The organism is Oscillibacter valericigenes, assembly GCF_021531915.1.
In the GTDB taxonomy this organism is placed as follows: Bacteria; Bacillota; Clostridia; order Oscillospirales; family Oscillospiraceae; genus Oscillibacter; species Oscillibacter valericigenes_A.
In genome coordinates this window covers 26,922-37,408 of the sequence record NZ_JAFBIV010000019.1, presented here as the reverse complement: position 1 = coordinate 37,408, position 10,487 = coordinate 26,922, and the positions used below count along the sequence as shown (strand labels likewise).

9 protein-coding genes and 1 riboswitch are annotated in these 10,487 nt (G+C 51.1%); all 9 genes read right to left on the bottom strand.

The genetic code is table 11. The annotated features are described in order from the left end of the window. A partial coding sequence (locus JQM66_RS10710) for an InlB B-repeat-containing protein (protein WP_235229871.1) occupies positions 1–1,701 on the bottom strand: 1,701 nt, incomplete at its 3' end. Positions 1,702–1,739: 38 nt separating this feature from the next. Next, positions 1,740–1,830, bottom strand: a riboswitch (cyclic di-GMP riboswitch). Positions 1,831–2,029: 199 nt separating this feature from the next. Next, positions 2,030–2,458: a hypothetical protein gene (locus JQM66_RS10705; RefSeq protein WP_235229870.1), complete on the bottom strand. Its 429-nt coding sequence runs from the start codon at positions 2,456–2,458 to the stop codon at positions 2,030–2,032. A gap of 466 nt (positions 2,459–2,924) precedes the next feature. Then, positions 2,925–3,329, bottom strand: coding sequence for a hypothetical protein (locus tag JQM66_RS10700; RefSeq protein ID WP_235229869.1), 405 nt, complete (start codon positions 3,327–3,329; stop codon positions 2,925–2,927). A 114-nt stretch (positions 3,330–3,443) separates the two neighbouring features. Then, the gene (locus JQM66_RS10695; protein ID WP_235229868.1) at positions 3,444–3,548 is read right to left on the bottom strand and encodes a GGGtGRT protein; all 105 of its coding nucleotides are present in this window, start codon (positions 3,546–3,548) and stop codon (positions 3,444–3,446) included. A 354-nt stretch (positions 3,549–3,902) separates the two neighbouring features. Beyond that, positions 3,903–4,439 (bottom strand): hypothetical protein, encoded by a 537-nt coding sequence (locus JQM66_RS10690; RefSeq protein ID WP_235229867.1) that lies wholly within the window; start codon positions 4,437–4,439, stop codon positions 3,903–3,905. 116 nt (positions 4,440–4,555) lie between these two features. Then, positions 4,556–4,744 carry a helix-turn-helix domain-containing protein gene (locus JQM66_RS10685; RefSeq protein WP_235229866.1) on the bottom strand — a complete coding sequence of 63 codons (189 nt, stop codon included), beginning with the start codon at positions 4,742–4,744 and terminating at the stop codon, positions 4,556–4,558. Continuing rightward, positions 4,744–5,085 carry a hypothetical protein gene (locus JQM66_RS10680; RefSeq protein ID WP_235229865.1) on the bottom strand — a complete coding sequence of 114 codons (342 nt, stop codon included), beginning with the start codon at positions 5,083–5,085 and terminating at the stop codon, positions 4,744–4,746. Before JQM66_RS10680 ends, JQM66_RS10685 begins: the two co-directional genes overlap by 1 nt. A 117-nt stretch (positions 5,086–5,202) precedes the next feature. Next, a complete protein-coding gene (locus JQM66_RS10675; protein WP_235229864.1) occupies positions 5,203–6,459 on the bottom strand; it encodes a site-specific integrase in 1,257 nt (418 codons plus the stop codon). Between the two features lie 235 nt (positions 6,460–6,694). After that, positions 6,695–9,982: an S-layer homology domain-containing protein gene (locus JQM66_RS10670; protein ID WP_235229863.1), complete on the bottom strand. Its 3,288-nt coding sequence runs from the start codon at positions 9,980–9,982 to the stop codon at positions 6,695–6,697. Between the last annotated feature and the right edge of the window lie 505 nt (positions 9,983–10,487).

The window sequence follows — 10,487 nt, the reverse complement described above, 5'->3', positions numbered from 1 at the left end:
TGCATCGACCTTCACGTTGTCCTTGTAGTACTCAACCGTGTAGCTCAGGGTCTTGGTCTGGCTCTCGTCCTTCGTGTACGTTACGGTCACTTCCACGTCTTTTGCGGGCATAGTCCCGCTCACCGTCGCCTTGTCCGGCTTATAGCCAGTGATGCTCGGGCTTGGGCTAGTAACGTTATACGCTTCTTCGTAGTATAGGGTATCAGTATAGTCAGGCGCAGCCTCGCTGCCATCTGCGTACACATAGTGGATCGTCAGGGCGTATTCATTTCGGGTATAATACAGCTTCAGAGTGAGCTCCTCTCCAGCTGTTACAATACCAGAAGAAACCGTGCCTTCCACGGTACTGTCATAGGTAAAACCATCATAGCTCTTTGCCACAGCCTCAACCGTGGCACCGGTGGTGCCAACCTTGTTCTCGGTCTCTTTCAGAGTGTAGTTGGCATCATTCAGGTTCTGCTGATAATGCTTCACCTTGTACGTGGCGTTGCTAGCCTTCCACTGTGCTGTATACGTGACATCCTCGGTTACCCAATTAGCAACATCAGGCTCCCATCCATCAAAAATATATCCCTCTTTTACGGGGTTCTCATCGGGTTCAGGCGTAGCTGTACCATAATTTTGGTTGTAGTACACGACATCATCGGTCGAGCCATCAATATTACCACCATTTAGATCGTAGGTAATATCAAATGTCTTCCACTCCAATTTGACCCAGACCGTCACATCATCAGAGACTGTCTGACCAAATTGGTATTCCTCGGTGCAGCTCTCATCTGTATAATACCCCGCAACAGCAGTACCTTCCGGAAGAGTTAAGTACCAATCTCCTGATGTAGAGGGCTCTTTAATTTGGAAGTTTGCAAAATAACCACGAGATGCAAGAACTTCTCCTTGAGGATGTCCTTTAATATCTGTATTAGCCAGCTTGTATTGAACCTGACAACTCTCCAGTCTCAGATCCAGATGATAGTCAGCACTGTCATTCTCGAAGCCATAGCTTACGCCATACCTCCAATCAAACAAACCTGTTTTCTCGGAACCCGCTCCACCAAACTGCGTTGTATCCACATTGTCAAGATACTGCGCCATGTTATTGTTTCGATTTGTCAAAAAGGAGTTCGTCGAAGTGTCAAGGGTATTTTCCACAGCTACTTTTACTGTTTCCCAGTTGCTGGCTTTCAGATAAGGACTACTGCCGGCGAATACGGATGCGGGGATATATGCAACGCCAACCGGAAAATAACCATTGTCATCTTTGACATGTAAACCAACCAAGTCTTCAAAATCAGAGTTGCCTTCCCAACCATCATCCATTACGTAGACAAAAACCTTTTTTGTTGCCTCTGGTTCCTCTGGATCGGGATCGGGATTGGGATTCGAACCCTTAACGGTAATAGTGACACTATTACCGTCTAAATTAAGCTTTCCACAATATACAGTAACTGTACCAGCCTTCAAGCCTTTAACTTTCACTTCATTGCCATCATCTTCCAATCTGACAATTCCTTGTTTAGTTACGTGCCAGCCATGTTGGTGCCAAAAACTATCATTATCACATGTTAGCTCGATGGTTTCTCCAACGGCAATTTCTGTCTTTTCAGCTGTGATATTACCAGCCAATGCCGTTGTCGGCAGGAGTGTGAACACCATCACCAGCGACATTACCAGCGACAGTATCCGTTTTCTTACTTTTGCCATTTTCTCAATCTTCCTTTCGTTTTGTTTTAGATTGAAATCCTGGCAGCCGGGCTGGCTTGGCGGCGGCAAAACCGCTTTAGCCCCCTTGCTTTGCGTCCCGCCCTTTCGGACGGTTTGCCCTTACAGTTTTATTCATGCGCGGCTCCCCGCGCTTGGTCACAAAATGTTCTTGTTGCTCTGTCAGATCATCAATTGATTGCCCGTTCCCACGCAACCCAGCGTTCCTCTGTCTCCAGAAGCTCCAAATATCGCTGTTCCGTGTTCCGTGGAGTATCGGTGCAAATCAGCTGATAAGTGGACTCAAAAAGACGGCTGAGGTCCTGAGTGCTTATGCGCTCTCCACTTTCCCAGCGCAGAGAGCACTGTCCATCAATAACAGCAATTCCAGCACACTGCGGAACGATTCCTCACGGCCCCCTTCAATCCAGAACACAGAACCCTGCCAGCTGGCGTTCTGCCGGAACAGGACTTTTATATTGAAAGTGCCACATACTCCTTTAGGCGTACTTTCTATAGATGGCGCTACAGTATTCATTTCCTGAACCGGGCAGAATACCCTTTTCACACTATAAGACTGCGGAAACTTCATATTATTCAGCATGGATTCCATCTTTTTCAAAAAATCCATGATACTGTGGAAACTATCTCCCTCAGGAAGATATGGATTAAACATCCGACCAGATAGTGTCCCATTTTCATAGCTATCAATACAGATGGTGGTGTTCCGATACTGATTTTCCCACATGGAGCTATTCAATTCTCCACCTCCTTTCCACCTTCTGGCGATAGTATATCACAAGATGGTAACAAAAAGAGTTACAACAAGCCAATTTATGCGCAAAACAGGTCCGGCATTTTGCACAATTTTTTCTATCAATTTTATCCAATCAGTCAAAACAGCCTTCTCGCAACCGTCACCGTTTTAATGCCACCGGTAATAAAATCTACCAGTATCGTACAGTCATCCGGCGCGTCATCATGCAGGTTTTGCCGCTGACGGTCTTGTCCCCGACATTGAAAACCACATCCTGGATATATATGTCTTCCCCATAAATGTAAGCCACCGGTATATTGAGGCTGTCGACCCCACCCCAGGCAGTATCGGCCTCAGCCATGACTCGATCCGACTCTCCGTCCGGTAGCACGCCATAATAATACCACAACCCATCTGCAGGAAATAGCAAATCTTCCCGAATATATGGATTTCCCATGTATTTTACCATCTATGCAGCGTCTTCAATACGCTCTTTCATGTCCTGGTAGTATAACGTATCGAAGCCCAGGCCATATTTATAATTGAAATTGCTCTCATCGTTCTCATCCAGCACCAGAATCACAGTAAACCGGCACCGAGTATTATCCCAATACTGCTCTTCAATGCGACCCAGTGGATCTGCCACATTCCCGCGGGTACCAATCATTGTGTATTCGTCCAAGTCAGAAATCAAGGTATCCGAGGGAACACGCTTGTAAATCTGCTTGATGGATTCTCTGTAATGCCACAGTGTTCCATCCCTTAAATTGCGGGGATTTGCAGTCCAGAATACACTCTTCAAATTCCTCAGCAAATGTCTTATCCGTATCGGCACATACGGATTTTCTTCATAATCTGCCCTTCCAAAAGCCAAAAAGCGGGAATCCCATCATTGAGATTTTTCTCAAAATGATGGGATTCCCGTTGTGCTTTTGAAATTAGATAGACTTCCGAACTTTTCGGAGGAAAAACCGGAGGTTTTTGCCTTTTACTTCCGGCTCTCGGCAACTGCCACGGCCACGGCGACGGTAGCGCCGACCATGGGGTTGTTGCCCATAGAAAGGTGCCGATTTTTGCCGTTATTATCGTTCAAAAACATTGTATTTCCAAGGAATATGCTTCTAATAATCAGCAAATATCGTTTTTATTGATTTCAATTATTTTTTCTCTTTTTATTCGATTCTCAGCAACGGTTGGCAGAATGTTGACAGTCTTGAATGATGCTTACCAGAACGACTAGGCCATTTTTATATAAATAGTATATCACGTAATGGAAAATCGGGCAACCATGTACTGCAAAAGTCGCACAAAACTCTCGTAATCTGCAAACTCCATCCTGCCGAAATTGAGCGGAATGGAGTTGGTATTGGGGGCCAAACAGTTCAAATATGAATATCATCCCGCCCGATTCGGGCGGGATGATATTTGTGAAATTCTCCAACACACCTTACCGACAGAAAATAAAGTACGGGTAATCCATGTTGTGATACAGTCGCTCTTCCAAAATCTTATTCACTACCATCGGTTCTGTACATCCCATCGCAAGAGCAATCTGCGTGATTCCTTCCGAAACGCAGAACTTCATACGCAAGGTTTTTACTTTTTCTTCGCTCCAGATAAACTGATGCTCGTCATAGGCAAGCGTGTCCCTGCGCATCATTTCAACAGCCCCAACATATGGATCGCTGTTGAATGTATCCTCTTTAGTCGCGTCAGTACATTTTATATCCCTTCTTCGGAAATCCGGGAGGCTATAGTAGCTATATAAGTCAAGCTCCAAAACCTTCCTCATGACCTCAACTTCTGTGATGTTGAAGAAATGGGCAATTTCGGTAATTCCGTGATTGGTGAAAAACATGTTTTCCAGCATTTCTTCACATCCAGCATCCCAACTCCAAACATCGCCTTCATCCAGCGCTCTTGCCGTGCAACGCCTCATGATTTCAACCTGTTGCTCATAGCTTGATTTGTTGTAATTGTACATCGTGATTCTCCTTTACAGTAGATTACTCTCCTGTTCAGGCGATTGTAAAAAGTTATTTGCAGTGTTTTGAAATTGCGGCAACTGCGAGCAAAATAAAAAAACAAGGGGGGATCACTTTACTCTTTTGCCCCAATGCTCCTAAGGATGTATTCCTGGAGCGCCTGCTTGGGGATTCTCCAAACGCGGCCATTCCGAAAGCCTTTGAGCTTGCCGCTGTTCAGCAGCTCATACAGCGCATTATAACCAATTCTCAAGGCTTCGCACGCTTCCTCTGCCGTCAGGACATCTGCATATTCTTCAAACATCAGATACCCTCCTGTTCTTCCACACAAGCTGCGCTGCGGGGACAGGAAGCCACATCAAGCCGGCAACGGTCACATAAGCAGCCACGCGGTTTGAACTGATCGCGATGACGAACCGGGTTCTCTTTACGCTTATACAAATCCAGCTTTTCAATCTGCTGGAACACGGCAGGTTCTGTCCTTTGCAGCTGAACGGCAATATCCGTAATTCCCTCACCGCTGTCAAACAATACGACCAATCTCTCTCGTTCTTCCTGTGTCCAGTAGTCTCCTTCGTGGTCAAGGCGTGTTGTACGATTGCGCATACTTTTGACAGTTTCCAAGTATTCCTGAGTTGTTATCATGGCACTTCACTCCTTATAAAAGATTGTTTACCATGATGTTCATTCATTTAATAATAAAGAGGGGCTGCACACCCCTTCTGTAGAAAAGCCGGTCTGCTTTTGCAGACCGGCATCTCTTTATTCACTTGGCGGAAGCCTGAACGTATTCCCCTCACGGAGGAGCTTTCCATCCTCCACCATTTTCTTCAAAATTCTCCCGCACTGGCGGCGTTCGATCCGCAGCAGGAACCGCAGGTCGCTCATGGACGCGGCGCCGTGCTCCCGCAAATAGGCCCTGATGGCGTCATCGTGTTCCTCCTGGGGCACCACCGTGCCCGGAAGGTAATACATGGCGCCCACCCGGACCAGCTTCTGCTCCTCCACCAGCTCGCGCATCCGCTTGTAGAGGGTGGACTTCGTAAGATCCAGGGCCGCCAGCGCGTCTCCCCGGGAAAAGCCGGGGCGCTGCTTCGCGAACTCCAGGATCTTTTCCTTATCGGTCTTTTTCTCCGATTCCCGGCACACATCCCGGAACTGGATATCATCCACGCCTCCCCGGAGCAGCACCGTGCGGACCCGTTTGGAGAGGTAGGTGACGTCCATGGGCGTCCGGGCGCTTTTTTTCAGCAGCACATGGGGATCCTCCCCCTCTCTGCGCTGTTCATAAGCCGCCAGCAGGGCTCTCCGCACGGAAGCGGAGATCACCACGTCCCGTTCCGGCAGATGGAGCAGATTCTTCTCAAAGTCCACCTGGTCCCACGTCAGGCCCACCATCTCACCCAGGCCGAGATTCATGTACCAGCGCATGGAAAGGGCCAGGCCCTCCATCGTTTCCTTTTCCGCCTGCAAGATCTGCCAGATGCGGTATTCATCGTCGCCCTGCAGCTCCCTCTGGCTCTGATTCTTAATCTTGATATAGGGCGAATACCGCGTCTGAAAGGATGTCACGGTGTGCCCTGTGATGCGGGCCACATAGGCCCAGTCGTGGGTCTCCAGCTGGCGGATGATGAAATCGTGGCGCAGGTCCGTCAGGCGGACCTGCGAAAGGCAGGGCTCGGCATCCATGGCCTCCCGGGCAAGGCGGGAAATGTGCACCGGATGCAGATCACCCCGGGAGCGCATGGAGAAGACCACATAAGGAGACGCCCAGGCGAAGGGCTTGCGGCGGCCCACCAGGACCTGTTCCATCTCTTCGCACAGCGGGACGCGGCGGTCCTTCAGCACGATCTCATGGGTCTCCAGAGAGATGTCCGGCCATTGCAGCGTATGGATCTCCTCCCGGCTCAGGCCCTCCAGCCAGGCCAGACGCAGCACCACGCCTGCCATGGTATTGCGCTGATTATCCAGGACACGGCGCATTGCCTCCGGGTCCGGTTGATGGAAGGAAAATGCCATGGGGATACCTCCTTGTGTGCGGTCCCCGCGGCGGTCTGATCAAAAACCATTCCGTCAGGCGTACGCCTGACGGAGAAAGCGGGTACCCGCTTTGAAATTTTTGTTGCTTGATATTGTTCCCTGATGGGGCGAGTATACCTCTTGGAAACGATTAGGGGAAGACCCCCGGGCGTGGGCCCGGGGGTCTTGGTTATCTCAACTCAGGTGAGTTTTGATATTTGCGATCAAAAACGCATCAGGTTCCAGCAGGAATAGTAAAGGACACAAAGGCAGTGCACTCTTCTCTGTCGACATAGACCGTCACAGTACCGGAGGTCAACTGGCCATCCAGATGTGCCTTTACAAAGCCTGCATTTGCACCATAAATATCAATAAATCTAGAGCCCTCGGCAGGAGTATTGCCGTCGTACGCAGGACCATCCAGAATAACGAAAGCACTGTTAGTGAACTGGTGCTGAGTCTTTACGTAACTATCACCGAACTTCTTATAAACAGAGCCAGTCTCTCCGTTGCCGGACTTCAGAAGAACCTGATTGCCGTTATTATAGACAACAAAGTCTTCCTCCGTCAGGTTCAGAGCCTCCAGCTCCTCAGCGGTCAGACACTTGCGAGTCTCGTTGTTCCAAATCACGAACTGGACGTTCTTGCTCTGCTTACTGCAGCCCAGAACTTCCACGGTGTAGGTAGCGGGCTCAGCAGGCTGCTCGGTTTCCACGGTATCCTCTTCCATCTCAAACTTGCTGTCGTTGATGATGACAGTGGTGGCGAAGCCGGTGGTACCGTCGCAGATAGCCACGAAGTTGCCGGTGAAGGAAGTGGTGTTGCCCAGAGCGGCCAGAGCGTTCTTGGCGCTGGTGAAGCGCTCGTAACCGTCGGTCTCGCCCTCGTCGTCAGACTGGTTGACATAGAACACGCACTCGTCGTCCAGAATCACATAGTGGTTGTTGGAAGCGGCGGTGATGTACAGAGTCTGCTCCTTCAGGTTCAGAGCGCAGGGCTCAGCCAGCTTGGGATTGGCGCCGACCTGGACACCGCTGGTAGCCTGGACGTACTTGGCGTCGCGGTTGTTCACGGTGTTGGCAGCGAACCAGTTGTCGGTCTTGGCAGTCATCTTGACGATGTTGCCGGCAGCGTCGTAGGAAGCGACATACAGGATGCCCTCAGCCAGGTAATTGCCGTTGGTGTCCTTGGCGACCTCAGAGATGATCTCGTCGTTGACCTCGCCGCCGACGATGCCCTCATAGATGTAGTAGTACTCGTTGGCTTCCTTGTCATAGCGCTTCTCAGCGATGTCGTCGGTCAGATAGACCAGACGGTCAGCGATGGAGCCGTCCTCGCCCACGACCACGGCATACTTGACATAGCCGCTGTTGTCATACAGGACGTAAGCGCCATTGGCGTTGGTGGTGTAGCCAGCCTCGGTCTTGGTGGCGGGTTCGTTGTTGCTGTAGATGTTGATGCTGGTATTCTTGATGCCGATGGACTGGCCGTTGATGTCAACGATGGAACCGTCAGCAGCAACGCTCAGGTCAGCGTCAACAGCAATGTACAGGGAAGCAGCGTTGCCGTACTTCACAGTATCGGGTTCAGTGGTCCGATCCTCGAGAGTGGCGTTCTCCTTGTCAATCTTGGCGGTGGTGGTATCCTGGAACTGGTCGTTGACGCAGGTCTTCAGGATCATGACGTCGCCGTCCATCTCGTAGGTGACCCACTTGTTGACAGCGGCATTCTCGGGAGTGTTGTTGTTCCGGCCGAACAGCTCGACATGCTCATCCTTGGTGGGATCGGCGTTGCCGATGCCGTCCATCTTGTCGTCGCGGATCTCAACGGTCACCAGATCAGCCTTCTTCTCGCTGTCGATGGTGATGACCAGAGCCTTGTCGATGGCCTTGGCCAGGACAGAGGAGCCGGACTCATAGCCGATCAGGAAGGCATAGTTCACAGAAGCCTCAACGTTCTCCAGGCCCAGGACATAGCCGTACTGATCCAGATAGACGTTCCAGGTGTGATCCTTCAGCTCGGTCAGAGTGTAATCATACAGGTACTTGGCTTCCCAAGCAGAGTCATAGGAGGCGTTGTAAGTCTCACCGGCAGCCTTGATGGACTTCATCATGTAAGCCTTCTCATCCACGTCGCCGCCATTGACGGAGTAAGCGGTCAGCTCGGTGTCAGCAACGATCTCGGGATCAGCGATGGACTTGATGACCTTCTTCTCGCCAGCATAGGTGACCAGAACAACGTCGTCATCCTCAAGGTCCTTGATCTGGGGGAAGTCCTCCAGAGTCACAGTGCGGGTGATGGTCTTCTCAGAGGGCTCAGCGTTAGTGGTGCTCATCTTGGGAGTATCAACACCATAGTAAACGGTCAGGCTGATCTTCTCAGTCTTCTCGTTGTAGTCGGCGTTAGCCTGAGCCAGATAGGTGTGGACCTCAACGATGGTCAGCTCGTCGGTATCGGTGTCCACATAGACCTCGGTCAGGACGCCGTTGCCGGAGTGGTTCATGGTCTTGTCGTTGCCCTTGACCAGCTTGGCAGCCTGGGTGGCAGTGGCATCCTTATCCAGGGCAATACCGTTCTCCCAGTAAGTCAGGGCGAACTTGGCAGCCACGGAGCCGATGTCGGAGAAGATGGCGCCGCCCTTAACACCCTTGGTGTAGGTGGCGACCAGCAGGTCCTTGTTGACATAGGTGCCGATGTCCTTCTTGTTGAAGGTCCAGGTGTTGGCGGGACGGCCGAAGTCGTCAATGTCAGTCGTGCGGACCAGCTTGGGGAAGTGCTTCTCAGCGAACTGAACGAAGCCGTCACCGCCCAGGCGGTCGATGTTGCCGTCGTTCAGAGTGGCAGTGCCCCACTCAACGTCCTGAGCCTTGCCCTGCAGCACGACCTGAGCGCCACCGACGTTCACGGTGGTCTTCTCGGGATACTCAACAACAGTGGCCTTCAGGGTGTTGAAAGCAAACAGGGCAGCCTCTTCACGGTTGATCTGCTTGCCGCCGTCGAAGTCGACCAGCAGGCCCTTGTTCAGGCCCAGGCCGATGGCCTGCTTGGCAACGTTGATGAAGCAGTTGGCACCAACATAGCCCTCGGTGTTCTGGTCATAGCCCAGAGCGCCCAGCAGCATCTTCATGAAAGCGAAGTTGGTCAGGGGAGCGGCGGGACGATAGGTGCCGTCGGTGTAGCCGGCGGTGATGCCCTGCTGCACGCAGTAAGCAATGTAACCGGCATACTGGTTGTCAGCAGGCACGTCCTTGAAAGGAGCGGTGTCAGCACGCAGAGCGGAAGCGGTGGTGGGGCCCAGGATCATGTTGCAGATGATCTTGGCAGCCGCGCCACGGGTCAGGCCGTTCTGGGGCTTGAAGGAGCCATCGGTGTAACCATCGATGACGCCGATTTCGGACATCACGGCGACGGCTTCTTCATAGTTGAGCTTGTCGTCGTCGGTGAAGTCCTTGGCGCCGGCGCTGACGGTGACCAGAGACATGGTCATAATCAGAGCCAGAACCAGAGAAAGGAACTTCTTCATATGGGTTTCCTCCTTGTAGATTAGCGGAAATTACCGCCATTTTTGTCAAAGCGAAGTACGTGCCGGTCACTCCGGCCCACAGACAGTGGCTAGCCGATCCTGTTTCTACGCCGGCGTACCCATTGCGTCCCCCGCTTTGCAGGTTCAATTTACATCGGAAACCCAGCCAAATCAAGGCTTTCAGCCGTTCTGTTACGAGCTTGTTAAAATATAGGCAATATGATTTTATGTTTTGTCACGAAATCGAAACATCAGCGAAAGATCCCAGCTTTTTCCAAATCATGCAGCATGGCTGACATTTACCTGACGTCATATAACAGCCTGGAGTTTGGATATCAAAGCCTCTATAGTTGCCTCAGAGGTGATATCATGGTCATTCTCCACGAAATGGAGTGTTGTTTGGAAGAATCCACGCCCGAGGTCACTCTTTTACAAGTCATCCTTGATCTGCTGCTGGCCCCCACATACCGTCTCCCAAGAAGGGTCACTGAGATCCGCGTCTTTT